The 18968-nt window shown below is 55.8% G+C and carries 18 protein-coding genes, 1 tRNA gene and 1 pseudogene; 8 read left to right on the top strand and 12 right to left on the bottom strand.

Annotated features, from left to right (window positions below; genetic code table 11):
* Positions 1–22 precede the first annotated feature (22 nt).
* From murI to hemA, 5 genes are read right to left on the bottom strand one after another with little or no spacing between them, the layout of a single operon-like run.
* Positions 23–817: a glutamate racemase gene (gene murI, locus PLU01S_RS03995; RefSeq protein ID WP_074822350.1), complete on the bottom strand. Its 795-nt coding sequence runs from the start codon at positions 815–817 to the stop codon at positions 23–25.
* Complete coding sequence (locus tag PLU01S_RS03990; RefSeq protein ID WP_010795615.1) at positions 807–1565, bottom strand: molybdopterin-synthase adenylyltransferase MoeB; 759 nt, start codon at positions 1563–1565, stop codon at positions 807–809. The genes murI and PLU01S_RS03990 overlap by 11 nt, the downstream gene beginning before the upstream one ends.
* Positions 1559–2389: a peptide chain release factor N(5)-glutamine methyltransferase gene (prmC, locus tag PLU01S_RS03985; RefSeq protein WP_074822346.1), complete on the bottom strand. Its 831-nt coding sequence runs from the start codon at positions 2387–2389 to the stop codon at positions 1559–1561. Before prmC ends, PLU01S_RS03990 begins: the two co-directional genes overlap by 7 nt.
* A gap of 1 nt (position 2390) precedes the next feature.
* A complete protein-coding gene (gene prfA / locus PLU01S_RS03980; protein ID WP_074822343.1) occupies positions 2391–3473 on the bottom strand; it encodes a peptide chain release factor 1 in 1083 nt (360 codons plus the stop codon).
* Positions 3470–4738, bottom strand: a complete 1269-nt coding sequence (hemA, locus tag PLU01S_RS03975) for a glutamyl-tRNA reductase (protein ID WP_074822340.1) — start codon at positions 4736–4738, stop codon at positions 3470–3472. The genes prfA and hemA overlap by 4 nt, the downstream gene beginning before the upstream one ends.
* A 133-nt stretch (positions 4739–4871) precedes the next feature.
* Between hemA and PLU01S_RS03970 the strand changes: the two genes are divergently transcribed.
* From PLU01S_RS03970 to ychF, 8 genes are all read left to right on the top strand, one after another.
* Positions 4872–6602, top strand: a complete 1731-nt coding sequence (locus PLU01S_RS03970) for a tetratricopeptide repeat protein (RefSeq protein WP_074822653.1) — start codon at positions 4872–4874, stop codon at positions 6600–6602.
* On the top strand, positions 6599–7222 hold the full coding sequence (gene lolB / locus PLU01S_RS03965) for a lipoprotein insertase outer membrane protein LolB (RefSeq protein ID WP_074822337.1): 624 nt from the start codon (positions 6599–6601) through the stop codon (positions 7220–7222). The genes PLU01S_RS03970 and lolB overlap by 4 nt, the downstream gene beginning before the upstream one ends.
* Positions 7219–8067 carry a 4-(cytidine 5'-diphospho)-2-C-methyl-D-erythritol kinase gene (gene ispE / locus PLU01S_RS03960; RefSeq protein ID WP_074822334.1) on the top strand — a complete coding sequence of 283 codons (849 nt, stop codon included), beginning with the start codon at positions 7219–7221 and terminating at the stop codon, positions 8065–8067. Before lolB ends, ispE begins: the two co-directional genes overlap by 4 nt.
* A gap of 31 nt (positions 8068–8098) precedes the next feature.
* A tRNA-Gln gene (locus PLU01S_RS03955) sits at positions 8099–8173 on the top strand.
* A 44-nt stretch (positions 8174–8217) separates the two neighbouring features.
* Complete coding sequence (locus tag PLU01S_RS03950; protein WP_019364854.1) at positions 8218–9159, top strand: ribose-phosphate pyrophosphokinase; 942 nt, start codon at positions 8218–8220, stop codon at positions 9157–9159.
* A gap of 107 nt (positions 9160–9266) precedes the next feature.
* Positions 9267–9890, top strand: a complete 624-nt coding sequence (locus PLU01S_RS03945) for a 50S ribosomal protein L25/general stress protein Ctc (protein ID WP_074822331.1) — start codon at positions 9267–9269, stop codon at positions 9888–9890.
* Between the two features lie 152 nt (positions 9891–10042).
* Positions 10043–10627, top strand: coding sequence for an aminoacyl-tRNA hydrolase (gene pth, locus PLU01S_RS03940; RefSeq protein ID WP_010795624.1), 585 nt, complete (start codon positions 10043–10045; stop codon positions 10625–10627).
* A 23-nt stretch (positions 10628–10650) separates the two neighbouring features.
* Positions 10651–11751: a redox-regulated ATPase YchF gene (gene ychF / locus PLU01S_RS03935; protein WP_010795625.1), complete on the top strand. Its 1101-nt coding sequence runs from the start codon at positions 10651–10653 to the stop codon at positions 11749–11751.
* A 79-nt stretch (positions 11752–11830) separates the two neighbouring features.
* Here ychF and PLU01S_RS25640 read toward each other — a convergent pair whose 3' ends face one another.
* The 7 genes and pseudogenes from PLU01S_RS25640 to PLU01S_RS03905 all read right to left on the bottom strand — a co-directional run bounded on the left by PLU01S_RS25640 (position 11831) and on the right by PLU01S_RS03905 (position 18576).
* A complete protein-coding gene (locus tag PLU01S_RS25640) occupies positions 11831–12007 on the bottom strand; it encodes a hypothetical protein (protein ID WP_159435094.1) in 177 nt (58 codons plus the stop codon).
* Positions 12008–12251: 244 nt separating this feature from the next.
* The gene (locus tag PLU01S_RS03930; RefSeq protein WP_074822328.1) at positions 12252–13031 is read right to left on the bottom strand and encodes a type IV pili methyl-accepting chemotaxis transducer N-terminal domain-containing protein; all 780 of its coding nucleotides are present in this window, start codon (positions 13029–13031) and stop codon (positions 12252–12254) included.
* Between the two features lie 303 nt (positions 13032–13334).
* Entirely contained in the window at positions 13335–13574 is a 240-nt protein-coding gene (locus PLU01S_RS03925) for a hypothetical protein (protein ID WP_074822326.1), read from the bottom strand.
* 155 nt (positions 13575–13729) lie between these two features.
* The gene (locus PLU01S_RS03920) at positions 13730–14752 is read right to left on the bottom strand and encodes an ABC transporter permease (protein ID WP_074822323.1); all 1023 of its coding nucleotides are present in this window, start codon (positions 14750–14752) and stop codon (positions 13730–13732) included.
* Between the two features lie 101 nt (positions 14753–14853).
* Positions 14854–16422, bottom strand: coding sequence for a sugar ABC transporter ATP-binding protein (locus PLU01S_RS03915; protein WP_074822320.1), 1569 nt, complete (start codon positions 16420–16422; stop codon positions 14854–14856).
* 131 nt (positions 16423–16553) lie between these two features.
* Positions 16554–17000, bottom strand: a pseudogene (locus PLU01S_RS03910) (substrate-binding domain-containing protein); the annotation flags it as partial.
* A gap of 640 nt (positions 17001–17640) precedes the next feature.
* Positions 17641–18576 (bottom strand): sugar ABC transporter substrate-binding protein, encoded by a 936-nt coding sequence (locus PLU01S_RS03905; protein ID WP_074822314.1) that lies wholly within the window; start codon positions 18574–18576, stop codon positions 17641–17643.
* Positions 18577–18968 lie beyond the last annotated feature (392 nt).

The raw sequence follows: 18968 nt of genomic DNA, 5'->3' as shown, positions 1-18968 counted from the left end.
AAAGGTAGCAAACTAACTGATTTCAGAAAGGCAGCGTTTCCACTGACGCAACTTTGCCCCATAGGCTAGGCAACACCGTCGAAAACTGCTCGACATCCCCACTTGTCCAGAAACGGCATTCCAAAGGAGTGTCCGTTGCCATCTGGTCTTTCTCGTAGATCAACGAACTCAGTCGACGTGCGACCGCCGAGCCGGTGTCGATGAGAGTAACTTCAGCAGGCAGCAGTTCCCTCAGCAAAGGCTTCAGGAAGGGATAATGCGTACATCCCAGAATGATCGTGTCACAACCAGCCGCCAGCAATGGAGCTACATAGCCTTTCAGCAGCGCCCGGGTCACAGGACCAGTCAGGTCCCCGATCTCTACCCGCTCCACTAGCCCCGGACAAGGTTGAGTGACGACCCTGACCGTACTGGCGAAGCGATCCAGCAAGGCGGCAAATCGTGCGCTTTGAAGCGTTCCAGTGGTTGCCAGAACCCCCACCACACCCGACTTTGTCGCTGCAGCCGCCGGCTTCACCGCAGGCTCCATACCCACGATAGGCCACTGTGCATGACATTCGCGCAGGTCGTTTACAGCCGCTACGGTAGCTGTATTACACGCGAGCACCATCGCCTTGGCGCCTTTCTCGAGAAAGAACTCAGCTACCTGCTGGCAACGCTCACGAATGAAAGCCGGATCTTTTTCCCCGTAAGGAATATGAGCACAATCCGCTGCATATAACAGCGACTCACCCGGTAGAAGCCCATGAATTTCACGCAGGACGGACAATCCGCCTACGCCAGAATCAAAGACACCAATAGGTGCATTACTCGGCATGGCGTTTCCCACATACCTCACAAGCAGGATCACGACGGACTTTCAGCTCTCTGAAGCGTGACGTGAGCGCATCAATCAACAGCAGGCGCCCCACCAGAGGAGAGCCGAACGCTGCAAGCAGTTTCAAAGCTTCCAACGCCTGAAGGCTTCCTACCAGCCCTACCAAAGGCCCTACGACCCCAGCTTCACTGCAGGTTAGCTCCGTCTCGCTGCCATGACCGTAGAGGCAGTGATAACACGGACTGTCTTCACGTCTTGGGTCGAATACGCTGAGCTGCCCTTCAAGTCGAATGGCGGCACCACTTACCAAAGGCCGAGCCGCGGATACACATGCGGCATTCACGGCCTCTCGAGTGGAAAAATTATCGGAGCAGTCCAGCACGACGTCTACGCGTTCGACCGCTGCAGCCAGGGAGTCGGCATCCAAGGCAGTTCGGTAAGCGTTATAGGTGATTTCAGGATTGATCGCCTGCAGCCGATCCAGCGCCGAATCGACTTTGCTACGCCCTACCTGGGCCGTGTCATGGATGACCTGCCGCTGCAGATTGGTCATGTCGACCGTGTCGAAATCGGCAAGATGCAACTCACCCACACCCGCGGCGGCCAGATACAGCGCAACCGGGGAGCCCAGGCCACCAAGGCCTATGATCAGCGCCCTGCCCTGCTTGAGACGCAGCTGCCCTTCTATATCGATCTGAGGCAACAGAATCTGCCGACTGTAGCGCAACAGCTCCGCATCGCTCAGCACGGCCGCTGCCCCAGTGTCACGCGCTCATGCCCACCCAGATCGCGACGGCTTTCGACCGATATGAAGCCCTGCTCAGTCAGTAGCGACCTGACCGCTGGAGCCTGATCGAACCCATGTTCCAGAAGCAGCCATCCACTGGATAACAAATGTTCCGGGGCCTGCTGAACGATAAGGCGAATATCATCTAGACCATCGTCACCCGCAACCAATGCAGAGGCAGGCTCGTAGCGAACATCCCCTTCATCAAGATGCGGATCATTGTGTGGAATATAGGGAGGATTGCTGACAATGACGTCAAACCGCTCTGCGGAAAGCGCAGCGAACCAATGACTTTGCTGAAAAGAGGCATTCGAAATGCCCAGTCGTGCCCGATTTCGCTCAGCGAGCACTACCGCGCCGTCTACACGATCCACCCCCATTACCTGCCACTGCGCACGCTCATGGGCCAGCGCCAGGGCGATGGCACCAGTACCTGTTCCCAGGTCAAGCACGCGTCTGCGTTCGGCACCTGTCAGAGCCAGCGCAGTTTCAACCAGAAGCTCCGTGTCAGGGCGCGGTATCAGGGTATCAGGCGAGACCTCGAGATCGAGCGACCAGAACCCTTGATGGCCCAGGATATAAGCTATCGGTTCCCCATCTCGACGACGCTCGATAAAGGTGCTGTAAAGATCCTTGGCTTCACGCGTCACAATACGTTCAGGCCAGGTACGCAGGAAGCTACGCGGCTTTCCCAGCGCAGCCGCTAACAGCAATTCGGCATCCAGACGCTCGCTGGGTGAATCCGGCAGGCGCGCTTCCTTGAGCAATGCCCCGATAGTGGCCATATCAGTCCCCCAAGGCCGCCAGTTGGTCGGCCTGATATTCCTGCAGGAGAGGCTCGATGACCTGTTGCACCGCGCCCTCCATGACTTCACCCAGAGAGTACAAGGTCAGGTTGATACGGTGATCGGTCACACGGCCCTGTGGAAAATTATAGGTCCGGATACGCTCGGAACGATCCCCTGAGCCTACCAGCAATTTACGGGTGCTGGCGATAGCCTGCTGATGTGCCGCCTGTTGCTGGTCATTGAGCTTGGCCGCCAACCACGCCATGGCCTTGGCGCGGTTCTTGTGCTGTGAACGCTCCTCCTGGCACTCAACGACAATACCGCTGGGAAGGTGCGTAATACGAATGGCCGACTCGGTTTTGTTGACGTGCTGACCACCGGCGCCGGAGGAGCGATAGGTATCAATACGCAAATCCGCCGGGCTGATCTCCACAGCTGCCTGCTCATCAGGTTCCGGCAGCACAGCCACCGTACAGGCCGATGTATGGATTCGCCCTTGAGACTCGGTCTCGGGAACCCGTTGGACACGATGGGCACCAGACTCGAATTTGAGCTTGGCGTAGACGTTGTCGCCCTCTACACGGGCAATCACTTCCTTGTAGCCACCATGCTCGCCCAGGTTCTCGGACATGACCTCTATGCGCCAGCCTTGACGCTCGGCATAGCGCGAATACATGCGGAACAGATCCCCGGCAAAAATGGCGGCCTCATCCCCACCGGTTCCGGCACGAATCTCAAGGAAAACGTTGCGACTGTCATTAGGATCGCGAGGCAGCAGCATTCGCTGTAGCTGATTTTCCAGGTCGATCAGCGCGGCTTCTGCCTGCTCGGCCTCTTCTTCGGCCATGGCCCGCATTTCCGGGTCGCTGTCCTTTAGCAGGGCACGAGCGCCTTCCAGATCGGCCTGCACCTTGCGAAATTCCCGAAGCGCCATGATGACCGGCTCGATTTCCGCATATTCCTTCGAATAAGCACGAAACTGGGTCTGGTCACTGATTACATCGGCATCACCGAGCAGCGCTGTCAGCTCCTCGAAACGATCATTTAATCCATCGAGCTTTTGCAGCAGAGAGGCTTTCATTTTTTATCCACGCCCTCGTCGAGAGCGAACAGTTCCTGAGCCAAAGCCAGCGCATCGATGCGCCCTTCAGCAGACAATTTCTTGAGTTGCACACTAGGCGCGTGCAACAACTTGTTGGTCAGGCTACGTGCCAGCGCGGCCAGCACCTGATCAGGCGCAACACCATTGGCGAGCTGCCGCTGAGCACGAGCCAGTTCGTCATCACGCATCTGCTCGGCCTGTTGCCGGTAGGCTCGCAATACATCCACCGCTGCCAGCTCACGCAGACGATGCATGAACTCATCGACCCCAGCCAGCACCAGCTTTTCGGCCGCCTGGGCAGCGCCCTGCCGGCTCTTAAGGTTCTCGGTGATGACCTCATGCAGATCGTCGACGGTGTACAGGTACACATCGTCCAGCTCGCTAACCTCCGGCTCGATATCGCGCGGCACTGCAATATCCACCATGAACATCGGCTTGTGCTTGCGCTGCTTGAGCGCACGCTCAACGGCACCTTTACCCAGGATGGGCAACTGGCTTGCCGTCGAGCTGATCACGATGTCGCTATTGGGCAGCTCTTCCGGAATATCGGCAAGCAGAATCGTATGCGCCCCGAACTGCTCTGCCAGGTGACTGGCGCGCTCGAGTGTCCGGTTGGCGACCACAATCCGCTTGACGCCCTGCTCGTAAAGGTGCCTTGCCACCAGCGTAATGGTTTCTCCTGCGCCAATCAAAAGCGCCTGGCTGCGATTGAGATCACTGAAGATCTGCCTAGCCAGGCTTACCGCAGCAAAGGCAACCGAAACCGGGTTTTCGCCAATGGCGGTATCGGTACGGACACTTTTCGCCGTGTTGAACGTTGCCTGAAAAAGACGCCCTAACAAGGGGCCTACGGTGCCCGCTTCGCGTGCTACCGCGTAGGCTGATTTCATCTGGCCCAGAATCTGCGGTTCGCCCAGGATCATAGAGTCCAGACCGGACGCTACACGCATCATGTGCTGGACCGCCTCGTCATCCTCATGAATGTACGCGCAGGCACGCAGCTCATCCAGCGAGAGATGATGATAGTGGGCGAGCCATGCCAGAACGCTGTCCGGAAGGGGCTGCTCCATTTCCAGATAGAGCTCACTACGGTTACAGGTCGACAGAATGGCCGCCTCGCGACTCAAGGTCTCCCGGCACAGTTGCCGTAATGCCTCTACCATTTGCTCAGGGGTGAACGCTACGCGTTCGCGTACATCCACTGAGGCGGTCTTGTGATTGATGCCAAGCGCGAGGAAAGCCATGCAGAATCGCTAAGTTTTTTGGAAAGCCGGTAATTGTCCTACGTCGTCGATTGAACGACAACTATCAGGCCCATGTGCTTGCCTAATACCTTGTGGCATGATGGGCTGAATGCAGAGAGGCCGTTTCGATCTCATGACTAAATATCTCGCGCTGCTGACCACTGCGCTGCTATTGGGTGGCTGCCAAAACCTGGCTAGCCACACGAATTCCGAACAAACCAAACCTGAACAGGCTACACCTGCTGCTGCGCCAGCCCAGCCGGAAAAGTACGGCTCCTTCAGGGAAGACACCTTATATGACCTGCTGGTTGCAGAACTGGCCGGGCAACGCAATCGATTCGATATTGCATTGGCCAATTACGTCGAACAGGCCCAGAGCACTCAGGATCCCGGCGTAGCCGAACGCGCGTTTCGCATCGCAGAATACCTGGGTGCAGACAGTTCCGCCTTGGATACCTCTGTTATATGGGCGAAGAACGCGCCAGACAACCTTGATGCCCAACGCGCTGCTGCCATCATGTTGGCACGTGCCGGCCAATATGACGAATCCATGACCTACATGGAGAAAGTTCTGCAGGGCCAGGGCGACACCCATTTCGATTTTCTTGCCCTGTCGGCAGCCGAGACGGACGCAGACACCCGCGCGGGCCTGCTCAAAAGCTTTGATCGCCTTCAGGCCAAGTACCCCGAGAACGGCCAACTGCTGTTCGGCAAGGCATTGCTGCTTCAGCAGGACGGACGAGTCGACGAGGCGCTGACGTTACTGGAAGATCACCCTGCCGCCAGACATGAAGTGGCACCGCTGCTGCTCAGAGCCCGCATGCTTCAGAGTCTTGGTCGTAGCAAGGAAGCCCTTCCGCTGCTGGAAAATGGAATCAAGGAGCATCTGGACGATAAACGTCTGCGCCTCGCTCATGCCCGCCTGCTGGTTGAGCTAAACAAGCTTGATCAGGCCAAGCAGGAGTTTGCGGACCTGGTCGCACAGTTTCCCGACGATGACGACCTTCGCTTTTCCCTGGCATTGGTATGCCTGGAAGCCGAGGCCTGGACTGACGCACGCACCTATCTGGAAGAACTGGTCCAGCGTGGTAGCCACGTGGACGCGGCCCACTTCAACCTGGGGCGTGTCGCCGAGGAATTGAATGATCCCGAACAGGCGCTGACCCAATACGCATTGGTCGGCCCGGGTAGCGACTACCTACCCGCCCAGCAGCGTCAGGCTGAAATCCTGATGGGTCAGGGGCGATTCGAAGAAGCCAAATCGCTTCTTGCGGCCTCTCGCCAACGCCAGCCTGACTATGCGGTCCAGCTCTACCTGCTCGAGGCCGAAAGCCTGACCAACAACAATCAGTCGGAGGCGGCCTGGAATACCATTCAGCAGGGCCTCAAGCTGTATCCAAACGACCTCAATTTACTCTATACCCGTGCCATGGTATCGGAGAAGCGCGGAGACCTTGGTCAATTGGAAAGGGATCTACGCCTTATTCTCAAGCAGGATCCCGACAATGCCATGGCGCTCAATGCGCTCGGCTACACCCTGGCCGACCGTACGACCCGCTACGCCGAAGCACGCACGCTGATCGAGAAAGCTCATCAGATCAATCCTGATGATCCCGCTATCCTCGATAGCATGGGATGGATCAATTACCGCCAGGGCAAGCTTGATCTTGCAGAGCAGTATCTACGCCAAGCTCTTCAGCGCTTCCCTGATACCGAGATCGGCGCACATCTGGGCGAAGTTCTCTGGGCGCGAGGCAAGAAGCAGGAAGCACGCAAGGTATGGGCGGCGGCGGCTGAACAGTCCCCTGATAACGCTGTGCTACGTAGCACGCTTAAACGATTGACAGGCTCAGAAACACTGTGAAACTCAATATCCGCTTTATCCTCATAATGGCATTTCTGGCACTCCTGGCCGGGTGCGCGGGTCAAGTGCCCCATGAAACGGTCGAAGGGCATGGCAACAGCGCGGCCTGGAAGGCTCACAAGGCACACATTACGAAGCTGGACGGTTGGCAGATCAACGGCAAGGTAGGTATCCGTGCTCCCAATGATTCCGGCAGTGGCACCCTATTCTGGCTTCAGCGGCAAGGGTATTTCGATATACGCCTGTCGGGACCTCTAGGCCGTGGCGCAGCTCGTCTGACGGGACGCCCAGACGACGTCACGCTGGAGGTAGCCAATCAGGGGCGTTACCACGCAGACTCCCCCGAGGCGCTTCTTGAGCAGCAGCTCGGCTGGCGCTTACCCGTTTCCCATTTGCTCTGGTGGGTGCGTGGGCTTCCAGCTCCAGACAGCCGCAGCCAACTTACACTGGACGGCGACAGTCACCTGTCCCGCCTCGTCCAGGACGGCTGGACCGTAGAGTACACCCGTTACACCGAACAGAATGGCTATAGCCTGCCCGAGCGCTTGAAGCTCAAAGGTCAGGACCTCGATGTGACACTGGTTATCAAGGACTGGCAGCCACGCCAGCTAGGCCAATGAAAGACGTGTTGACCTTACCGGCCCCAGCCAAGCTGAACCTTTTCCTTCATATCCTGGGTCGGCGCGACGACGGCTACCACGAGTTGCAGACACTGTTTCAGTTCGTGGACTATGCCGATGAGCTCAAGTTTGCGTTGCGTGATGACGGTCAGATCCGGTTGCATACCGTCCTTCCCGATGTTGAACATGATTCCAACCTGATCGTTCGTGCCGCTCGGCTTCTCCAACAGACAACTCACTGCTCTCTTGGAGCGGATATCTGGCTGGATAAGCGGCTGCCTATGGGCGGTGGTATCGGAGGCGGCAGCTCGAATGCAGCGACTACTCTGCTCGGGCTGAATTACCTCTGGAAGCTCAACGTCAGCGAAGAGGCACTGGCAGAGCTTGGCCTTACCCTTGGCGCGGACGTTCCGGTATTCGTGCGAGGCAAGGCAGCCTGGGCGGAAGGGATTGGTGAGCGACTGACGCCGGTAGAGATAGAAGAGCCCTGGTATCTGGTAGCTGTTCCGCAAGTGTCTGTAAGTACAGCAGAAATTTTTGACGATCCCCTGTTGACACGTGACACGCCTCCCAGTAAAGTTCGCCCCGTTCTCGAGTGGGGCGGTCGAAACGATTGCCAGAGCGTGGTAGAAAAGCGTTATCCAGAAATACGTAACGCTTTGATCTTGCTAAACAAATTTGTTTCAGCTAGATTAACCGGCACTGGCAGTTGCATATTTGGGGGGTTCCCAAATCAGACCGAAGCTGTTAAAGTTGCGGACCAACTTCCAGCTACCCTGCCAAGCTTCGTAGCTAAAGGAAGCAACACTTCAATGTTGCACCGTAAACTGAGAAGTTTGTTCTGAGAAACAGATACAACTGTATCTGAAACGTCACAGGGGCGTCGCCAAGCGGTAAGGCAGCAGGTTTTGATCCTGCCATGCGTTGGTTCGAATCCAGCCGCCCCTGCCATTTCCTTTTCATCAGGTCCACCCTCAGCCGACAGGTACTGCAGCGTGTCCAAGATGATGGTCTTTACGGGGAACGCTAACCCCGATCTGGCACGGCGCATTGTGCGTCAGCTGCACATTCCTCTAGGTGATGTTTCCGTCGGTAAATTCTCCGATGGCGAAATCAGCGTCGAGATCAACGAAAACGTTCGTGGTAAGGACGTCTTCCTGATTCAGCCGACCTGTGCACCTACGAACGATAATCTGATGGAACTGGTCGTGATGGCTGATGCCTTCCGTCGGTCCTCAGCTACCCGAATCACTGCTGTTATCCCCTACTTCGGCTATGCACGTCAGGATCGCCGCCCGCGCTCCGCACGCGTTGCTATTAGCGCTAAAGTAGTGGCTGACATGCTTACCGTTGTCGGTGTCAACCGAGTTCTGACTGTCGATCTTCATGCCGACCAGATTCAGGGTTTCTTTGACATTCCCGTTGATAACATCTATGGCTCCCCCGCTCTGGTTGACGATATCGAAGACCAGCGTTTCGAGAACCTGATGATTGTTTCTCCCGACATTGGTGGTGTTGTTCGCGCACGCGCCGTGGCTAAAAGCCTGGGCGTAGATCTTGCGATCATCGACAAACGCCGTCCGAAAGCCAACCAGTCCGAAGTGATGCATATCATTGGCGACATCGAAGGCCGCACCTGCGTGCTAGTCGACGACATGGTTGATACAGCCGGTACACTTTGCCATGCCGCCAAGGCTCTGAAAGAGCATGGTGCATCCAAGGTATTGGCGTATTGCACGCACCCCGTGCTTTCCGGACGCGCAATCGAGAACATCAACACTTCCGTTCTTGATGAGCTTGTCGTTACCAACACCATTCCGCTTTCTGCTGCTGCGCAAGCCTGCACTCGTATCCGCCAGTTGGACATTGCTCCAGTGGTAGCCGAAGCTGTGCGTCGTATCAGCAATGAGGAATCCATCAGCGCCATGTTCCGTTAAGAACTGGTGTTGGTATAACGGCCCCGCATCATGCGGGGCTTTTTAGTCAATGGTCTGATCGCTGGTCGCAAGCGACTCAGGCAATTGTCTTTTTTAGGAGACTACAAATGGTCGACTTTACTCTGAATGCCCAAGCGCGTTCCGACCTGGGGAAAGGTGCGAGCCGCCGCCTGCGTCGTAATGCTGAACAAGTTCCTGCCGTAATTTACGGCGGTGAAAAAGCGCCTGTATCCGTTACGCTTGAAGGCAAGGATCTGGCCAAGCTGTTGAACAACGAGGCTGCTTTCAGCCACGTAATCAACCTGAACGTTGACGGCCAGAACGAAAGCGTTCTGATCAAGGCACTGCAGCGTCACCCTGCCAAGGGCTACGTTATGCATGCTGACTTCCTGCGTGTAGTGGCTGGCCAAAAGCTGACCGCAACCGTTCCGCTGCACTTCATCAATCAGGAAGCTGCCATTGGCGTTAAGCAAGGCGGCGGTGAAGTTTCGCACAACGTGAACGAAGTAGAAGTCTCTTGCCTGCCAAAAGACCTGCCTGAGTTCATCGAAGTCGACATGTCCAAGGTCGAGCTGAACCAGATTGTTCACATGAGCGACCTGAAGCTGCCGGCTGGCGTTGAGCTGGTATCCCTGGCTCATGGCAGCGACCTGCCAGTAGCAAGCATCCACCTGTCCCGCGTCCAGGCTCCGGCTGAGGGCGAAGGCGAAGGCGAAGGTTCTGCTGAGTAAGGCATTGCCTAAGGCTTGTTGAGGAGAAGGTAACGCCTCTACAGCAGACTATTATGAGCGCATCGCCCTGATGCGCTTCTCGATAGGGTTACTCTGTCTGTATAGTCGCTGCCTTAACCTCATAGACAAACTTAGGAAGAAGGGCTCCCGTTATGACTGCCGTACAACTGATCGTTGGCTTGGGTAATCCAGGCGCTGAATACGAACAGACGCGGCATAATGCGGGGGCCCTTTTTGTTGAACGTCTTGCTGCTCAACATCATGTCAATCTGGTCGCTGATCGCAAGTATCATGGCCTGACGGGCCGATTTACACATGACGGCCATGATGTTCGCCTCTTGATTCCTACGACCTACATGAACCGTAGCGGCCAAGCTGTTGCGGCGCTTGCAGGTTTTTACCGTATTCCTGTGGAATCCATTCTGGTCGCCCACGATGAGTTGGATATGCCGCCGGGTGTTGCCAAGTTGAAAAAAGGTGGCGGGCACGGTGGTCATAACGGCTTGCGCGATATCATTGCCCAATTGGGCAACCAAAACGGTTTTCATCGCCTACGGCTTGGCATTGGCCATCCGGGGCATAGCAGTCTAGTCTCCGGCTACGTATTGGGCCGCGCGCCACGTGCCGAACAGGAGCTGCTGGATACCAGTATCGATTTTGCCCTCGGCGTGCTGCCGGACATTCTGGCCGGGGATTGGACCCGTGCCATGCAGCGCTTGCATAGCCAGAAGGCCTAACCTACTCCGCGAGGGACAATTTCATGGGATTTAACTGTGGCATCGTCGGCTTGCCCAACGTTGGCAAGTCCACTCTATTCAACGCCCTCACCAAGTCCGGCATTGCTGCAGAAAACTTTCCGTTCTGCACCATCGAGCCGAATAGCGGCATAGTGCCAATGCCTGACGCTCGACTCAACGCACTGGCCGAGATCGTCAAGCCCGAGCGCGTAATCCCTACAACCATGGAGTTCGTGGATATCGCCGGCCTGGTAGAAGGCGCATCCAAAGGCGAAGGCCTTGGAAACAAGTTCCTGGCCAACATCCGCGAAACCGATGCCATTGCTCATGTGGTTCGCTGCTTTGAAGACGAAAACGTTATTCACGTAGCCAACTCCGTTGACCCCAAGCGAGACATTGAGGTCATTGACCTTGAGCTGATCTTTGCGGACCTGGAAAGCTGTGAGAAGCAATTGCAGCGAGTGGTTCGCAACGCCAAGGGCGGCGACAAGGAGGCAGTAGCTCAAAAAGCACTTCTTGAAAAGCTGATTCCTCATTTCGAAGCAGGAAAGCCTGCGCGCAGCCTGTTGAAGGACATGGATGACGAACAGAAGCGCATGGTACGCGGCTTTCATCTGCTGACCAGCAAGCCGGTCATGTATATCGCCAACGTGGCTGAAGACGGATTCGAAAACAATCCTCATCTGGATATCGTCAAAGGCATTGCTGCCGAAGAAGGCGCAATTGTTGTTCCGGTATGCAACAAAATCGAAGCTGAAATTGCCGAGCTGGATGATGGTGAGGAAAAGGATATGTTCCTTGAGTCGCTAGGCTTGGAAGAACCCGGCCTGAACCGCGTAATCCGCGCTGGCTATGAACTGCTGAATCTACAGACCTATTTCACTGCCGGAGTGAAGGAGGTTCGTGCCTGGACCGTCAAGGTGGGCGCTACCGCGCCACAGGCAGCTGCCGTGATTCACACTGACTTTGAGAAAGGCTTCATCCGCGCCGAAGTGGTCGCCTATGACGACTTTATTCAGTACAAGGGTGAAAATGGCGCGAAGGAAGCAGGCAAATGGCGCCTGGAAGGTAAGGATTATATCGTCAAGGATGGCGACGTCATGCACTTCCGCTTCAACGTCTGATCTGCTCAGCGGACCTGCGACGCAGGTCCGCTCCCTTTTCCTTCTACCTGCACATGCTCAAGACAGCAGCAACTTACGCCTACTGGTTGACTGGCAAAGCCGCATGCAGCTGAGTCAGCTCGTTGACCTTGTCGTATAGCTTGTCGGTACTGGTAACCATGGCAGTAGGCACGGACTGGTTAGGCTGGGAAAAACCAGCGGCCATGGTGATAAATTTCCACTGCGCCTTAACCTTGCATAAGGCAACAGCAGTCACTTGATTTGGCGTTCCTGCTTGCCAAATAGTGCTTCAAAGTCTCTTACCAATGCCTCGAATGCTCTCTCCAGATCAGGCACAGTTGCTCATAACGACTCCATCACGACAACTCACTTCAGCTCTTTTACAGAAGTGCTGCGTTAATCTTTCAGGAAGAAATAAAGGTAGCGTGAGCAAAATGGAGGACGAAGCAATAAAGGCCATTCTGCCGATACGACAGAATGGCCCTCAGCATAGGTATCGGTCAGTTGCCGGCAGATAGCCCCGCGTACAGCCGTGTCAGCTCGTTCATCTGCTTGAACAGCGTATCGGCACTGGAGGCCATTGCTGTGGGGACATAGTTGTCGGGAGTGGTAAGGTCTACCGCTGTGCGGGTGAATTTCCACTGAGCTTCGGCTTTACGCAGCGAAGTGGCAATTTCAGGGTTAGGCGTGCCCGCAGTATTAAGTTCTGTCATGACGGTATCGAACTCACCGACGGACTTGTCAAACGCCTCGTCCAGCCCGGGCGCCTGCACACCCCAGTTCTTGGCCATGTACAGCATGGCGATCCGCTGGCTTAGCACTCGGTTCCAACCACTACGGTTCACCAGACGGGAAGACTCACCACCGTTGTTCTTTGCCACGAGATCCGTCAGCTTTTGGCACTGATCCAGGAGCTGATCACTGACGTCCAGCATGGCGACGGCCTGATCCTTGTCAGGATTAGCCTGAACCAGCTGCTTGTACTCCTGCCAAGTCTTCTCTATCTCGCTGAGTTTGCTGCGAATTTCAGTATTCGGTGCGAACTCGACAAGCAATTTGTGATGGTTGTCGAACAGTGTAACGGTGTCCTTGAGCTGCTTGGCTGCAACGTCTACGCGAACACCGGACCCCATCATCAGGTAATCCTTGGCCATGCGTTGGCCCAGCGTGCGCTGAAGGCCAGCCATGTTCATCGCTTCTTCAGGGGTAATGGCCGCCCAGCAAGAGGCACTAACAAGACTGACGCCCAAAACGGCTACACGCAAAAAATCCTTTAGCATTTACTTCTCCAAAAGGGCCATTCGCTGGCCAGGCAAAGCGGGGCCTTTTTTAGAAACAGCAAGGCGCCGCGAATAGTTAAGCTCCGCGGTTATCGATTTAATTAGTGCGGGATTTGGTATGAAGGCGAATTGTCATGACAGTTGATGTCATAACGCCATCGAATCATGAGGTCGCTATTGTAGCGTCTTGAAAAGTCAATAGGACGTTTTTACTAGGACATAATGTCGCCCCTGCCCAGAAGCGTGACAGCGACAGCACCTCCGCTGGAACAAGGGCACATTGGAAGCAGGCCGCTTACATGATCAACCGCTAACCCGCAAAGGACCGCCAACCGGAACGTACTCAACAGGTGTCTCACCTGGGAGGTCTTGGACAGGGTCGTCCTGGTAGCCGAACCCTTCCTCCTTCAGGTTGATGGAATGTGTGCTGTGTTCTCGGGCACTCGTATCGCTCAGTTTGGTAAACAGGCGATCATCATCCTGCAAGGTGAAGCGGTCTCCTGGGCAAAGCTGTGCGAAAGTGATCGTGGCGGCGGTACTCATCAAGCAGTCTCCTTATAACCGTTGAGGTCTCTTATGAATGGAGAGTTTCCGGTCGATCAAGGTTCCGAACAGCGACCGGAACTGACTTGCAGAGCACACATTGCAGAATAAAAAAGGCTCGCCTGGAAACGACGAGCCAAGACGTGGAAAACCGTTTAGCGCTTGGCCTTGCGCTTATTTCGGTACTGGTCGATGACAACGGCCACCACAATGATGATGCCCTTGATGATGTCCTGGATGTAGGCGTCGACCCCGAGGAAGGTAAAGCCGCTGGCCATGACGCCCAGAATCAGGGCGCCGATGACCGTTCCGGTAATACGCCCTACACCGCCCGCCAGGCTGGTACCGCCAATCACGGCGGCGGCAATCGCATCCAACTCGTAGGACATACCCATCCCCGCCTGACCTGTAGCGGCTCGGGCCGAGGCAACGACACCGGCGAGGCCTGCCAGAAGGCCAGCGATGCTATAGACGATGATCAGATGGCGCTTGACGTTGATGCCCGAGATGCGAGCCGCCTGCATGTTGCCGCCAATGGCATAGGTGTACTTGCCGTATTTGGTATACCGCAGGGCCATATGAAAGATGACAGCCACGACCAGAAAGATGATGACCGGCATGGCACCGCTGCCAATGGCGGTGTACGAGTCGGACAGCATGCTGATGGGCTGACCTTCGGTGTAATAACGCGCCAGACCGCGGGCCGACACCATCATGCCCAGCGTGGCGATGAAAGGAGGAATGCCGGTAGCGGCAATAATGCTTCCGTTAATGACGCCGGCCAGCAGTCCCACGCCTAATCCGGCCATGATCGGCACCCAAACCGGCATGTCGGTCAATGAGGGGAAGACCGCTCGGCCAAAATCGGATGTTTGCGCCAGGCTGGCCGCAACCATTGCGGAAAGCGCAAGCACGGAGCCCGAAGACAGATCGATTCCTGTGGTGATAATGACTTGGGTAACGCCAATGGCTAGAAGACCAATGATGGAAACCTGGAGAATCATCAGCACCAGGCGCTGGGAGTTCATGAGAAAGCTCTGATCACGCATGACCCAGCCGAACAGCTCGAACACTAAGCCAATACCCAATAGTACGAGCAGAATACCCACTTCAGTAGGAATACGCCGCTTGGTCTTCCTGGGTACCTCAGCTGTTTTGTTTTCAGTGATAGCATTCATAGTGATTTCCTCTTCTCCTGCTTTCGCCCAGGCGAACGTGCCCGCTGACTACTGCCAGGCCGCTATGCGTATCGATATGCGGAGAAAACCTCCGCCCCTACTCAGTGAATCGCTCTGATTCCGGATGCGTGATGCATGATCCGTTCTTGCGTGGCCTCGTCGCGGTCGAGCACGCCAGTCACTTCCCCTTCATGCATGACCAGGATGCGGTCGCTCATGCCGAGCACTTCAGGCAGTTCGGACGAGATCATGATGACGGCCATGCCTTCACTGGCCAGCAGAGAAATCAGCCGGTAGATCTCAGCCTTGGCACCTACGTCGACCCCTCGCGTCGGCTCATCCAGAATGAGGACACGCGGGTTGGTCATCAGCCACCGTGCCAGCAACGCTTTTTGCTGATTACCGCCGGACAGGTTGGCAATGCACTGCTCCAGCGAAGGCGTCTTGACGCGCAGCTTCCTGCACATGTCTTCGCAGAGGTCGCGCAGTGGTTTTTGCTGGACAAAACCGCTACCGCTGTAATTGGGCAGGACCGCGACCTCCATGTTCTCCAGAACCGACAGGCATGGAAAAATGCCGGTGTCCTTCCGGTCCTCGGTCAGGAGCGCTAGGCCTTTCTGAATCGCCAGACAGGGGTCGCTCATGGTGATCCTTTCACCGTCCAGGTAGATTTCCCCGCTGGTGGCTGGCGTGACACCAAACAGGGTTTCGGCTACGTTGGTACGCCCCGACCCCATAAGGCCGGCGATGCCAAGGATTTCACCCGCACGCAGGTCGAACGATACGTCTTTGAAGATACCGTCCAGGGACAGGTTGCGTACCGAGAGCATGACCTTGTCGGTCGGAGCGGTACGTTCGGGAAACAGCTGAGTCAGCTCACGGCCTACCATCATGGAGATCAGGCTGTCGCCATCCATGCTTTCCGCACGCTGCAGGCCGATGTAGGAACCATCCCGGAAGACCGCGACCTCATCGGCAATCTGGAAAACTTCATCCATCTTGTGCGTGATATAGATGATGCCCTTTCCCTGCGCCTTAAGGTCAGCAATGATCGAGAACAGGTGAGCTACTTCCTTTTCGGTAATGGCTGAGGTGGGCTCGTCCATGATGAGGATATCGGAGTCGTAGGAGACCGCCTTGGCAATCTCGACCATTTGCCGGCCAGCAATGCTGAGGTTGCCGACCGGCTCTTCAGGATCGAGATCAATCCGCAGGCGCGCCAGCAGCGCTTCGGTATTACGGTGCATGGCACCATGATCGACCATGTGCAGGGCATTGAGCGGTTCACGGCCCAACCAGATGTTTTCGGCAATGGTCATGTGGGGCATCAGGTTGAGCTCCTGATGGATCATGGCGATGCCTGACTGCAGGGCGGCCAGCGGCGTTTCGAACGTCACGGGCTTGCCACGCAAGCGAATCTCGCCACTGTCGGGCTGATGAATTCCTGCAATGATCTTCATGAGGGTGGATTTACCCGCCCCGTTTTCTCCCATCAGCGCCAACACAGTGCCTGGACGAACACGGAGCTGCACATCGGATAGAGCCACAACGCCTGGAAAGCCTTTGCTGACGTTCAGGATTTCCAGCAGGTACTCCGTACCCATGGGGTCGGCTTCGTAATTGATCTGTTTGTAGGTTAAGGGCGTTACAGCAGTAGTTGAGCCGAGCATCTTATTCTTCTCCTCGGAACGTTCGTGAGCGCCAGCTGAAGCAGGGCGCTGGCGTCTGATCGTTATTTACTCTGGAATTGCTGATAGTTCTCGGGGGTAACCAGCTGCACCGGAACCCAGATGTCACCTTGCAGGTTTCCCTTGCCGCCCATCTTTTCGGCGAGATACTCCATTTGCATCTGGCCGATGCGACGCTCATCCGTGCCTACAAACACGACACCTACCGGGAAACTGTCTACTTCAGGGCGGCTGTTGAGATAAACCAGCGGGATACCCGCCTGGGTAACGCGCTCAGTGATCTTGCGGGTCGCGGCCGTATCAGCCGGGTTGACGATGATGGCATCAACTTTCTGGCTGATGAAGTTTTCAACCTGCCCTAGCTGACGCACTACATCACCACCCGCATCCTCAAGTTGCAGGGAGGCGCCACCGGGTATCTCTTTGGCACGCGCCTGCATGGCCTGAACAAGGTAGGCGATGTAGTTATCGTACTGTGCGACCGCCACACCGATTTTCATATCGGACCAGGCCAGCGGAGAGATAAGCAGGCAGAACAGCAAACCCAGACAGCGCTTCATGGTGACTCCTTAAGCCCTGTGCGCCAGCATCATCCCGGCATCGAAAAAGGCAAACCCCGACGCGGTAGAGCGCCGAGCCGGAACGGTTCTGTTCGGAGTGCGACGTGAGCAGGACGAAGGACCATGCTGGTTGTACGGCGGGACATGTGTGCTGAGCAAGCTGAGGCTCGAAGCGAGTACGCGACGGTCTACGGCTGGTAGACCGCTCGGAGTCGTCCTGTAAGGAAGAGAGGGTTTCATCGACAGTACCTGTTTGTTCTTGTTGGTGTGCACGCCTCCTGTGGAGGAGGTGCGTTACAGTCGTCAACCTTGGATCAGAATCTACTAGAATAAATTTTCCATTACAACGCAATTTCCGAATTTATTTTTCATTATATAAATAACCTGCTCTACCATAAGCGTTCCAGCTGAACACCTATATGAGCGCTGTGCCGGTCAGCGCTAAAGACACCTGTGCTCGATAATGCCGAGCCGGGTGCCAGAGGATCAGCAGCCCGTTGCGCACCACGGCTCCGTACTAAACTGCCAAGGTGTTGCCGCTGCCCCACCCTATGCAAAGCAGCAAAAGCGAGTCCATGGCGCGTACTGGAATCAATGAGGAAGTAGCGCCGCAGAACGCGGCGCAAAAGACGGTGTTGCGTTAGTGCTTGATGCGGCTCTGGAACGAATCCACATTCTCGGGCGTGATCAGCTCATAGGGAATCCAAACGTTTTGCTCAACCGGCTCCTTTTTTGCCAGCTTTACGGCTGCTTCCACAGCGCCATCAGCCTGCCCTTTGGCATCCTGGAAGACAGATGCGGCCAGCATGCCGCGCTTGACCGCGGCCAGACCATCCGGCGTGCCGTCAACGCCTCCGATCAATACCGAGCCCTTTGCCTTGCCGGCCTGCTGTAGCGCCATGGCCGCGCCAATTGCCATTTCATCGTTGTTGGACGAAACCGCATCGAACTCCTTACCTGACAGGAGCCAGTTGCTCATCAGGTCCATGCCCTTGTCACGCATGTAATTGGCCGTCTGCTCTTCTACTACTTTGATCTCGGGATACTTGGCCAGAACCTCCTTTACCCCCTTGGTGCGGTTATGCGTGGAGTTGTTGGCCAGATCGCCCAGCATGATGACCAGATTCCCCTTACCGCCCATTTTATCGGCCAGGTACTGCATCTGCAGGCGTCCGGCTTCCAGGTCGTTGGATGTCACTGTAACCACGCCTTTTGGCAGGTTTTCCTCATCAGGGCGGCGATTGACATACACCAGCGGAATCCCGGCTTTCGTCGCCGCCTCGGTGATATTACGGGTAGCTGCAGTATCGACCGGGTTGACGATAATGGCGTCGACCTTCTGGCTTACAAAGCTTTGTACCTGGTTGAGCTGCTTGACCACATCGCTGCGGGCATCCTCGAATTGCAACTGAACGCCTTCATCCTTGGCTTTCCTGGCCATCGACTCGCGCAGGTACGTCAGCCAGTTGTCGTCAAACTGCGCCATGCTGACCCCGACCTTGATATCGGCTGCCATAGTGGTTGTAGCCATGAACAGCGACAGGGCTGCGGCGGCGATTCGTTTGCTCATCTGCATGATGAATGACTCCAGATATTGTGAGTGTTATGGGTGGAAGTGCATCACGATCAAGCAGAGCCCCAGGGCGGGACTCCCTTTCTTACGGACAGGAACGCATTACTTCTCGACGGCAGCCAATTTCAGGCAAGCCGGACGACAACAAGAATCAGATGGATAAAGGATTGGAAAGGAGAAGCGAGACGGCATGGCCCGGAAAGCAGCCTGAAAGCAGAAGGGATCATCATTCATCGACGGCACCTTTTTGTTTTTATCGGCCTGCCCGTACAGATGCTGTACGGATCGTGAAATCATTAATCTAAAAAGACTTTATTGGAATTTAATTTCTAAAGCAACAATGCATAGAATTATTTTTGTTTAAATCGATTTAGGTAGAAAAGGCAGATTGCATT

It is taken from the genome of Pseudomonas luteola NBRC 103146 (assembly GCF_002091675.1).
Taxonomy (GTDB): Bacteria; Pseudomonadota; Gammaproteobacteria; order Pseudomonadales; family Pseudomonadaceae; genus Chryseomonas; species Chryseomonas luteola.
The sequence above is the reverse complement of the archived record's forward strand: the minus strand, read 5'-3'. Positions and strand labels throughout refer to the sequence as shown.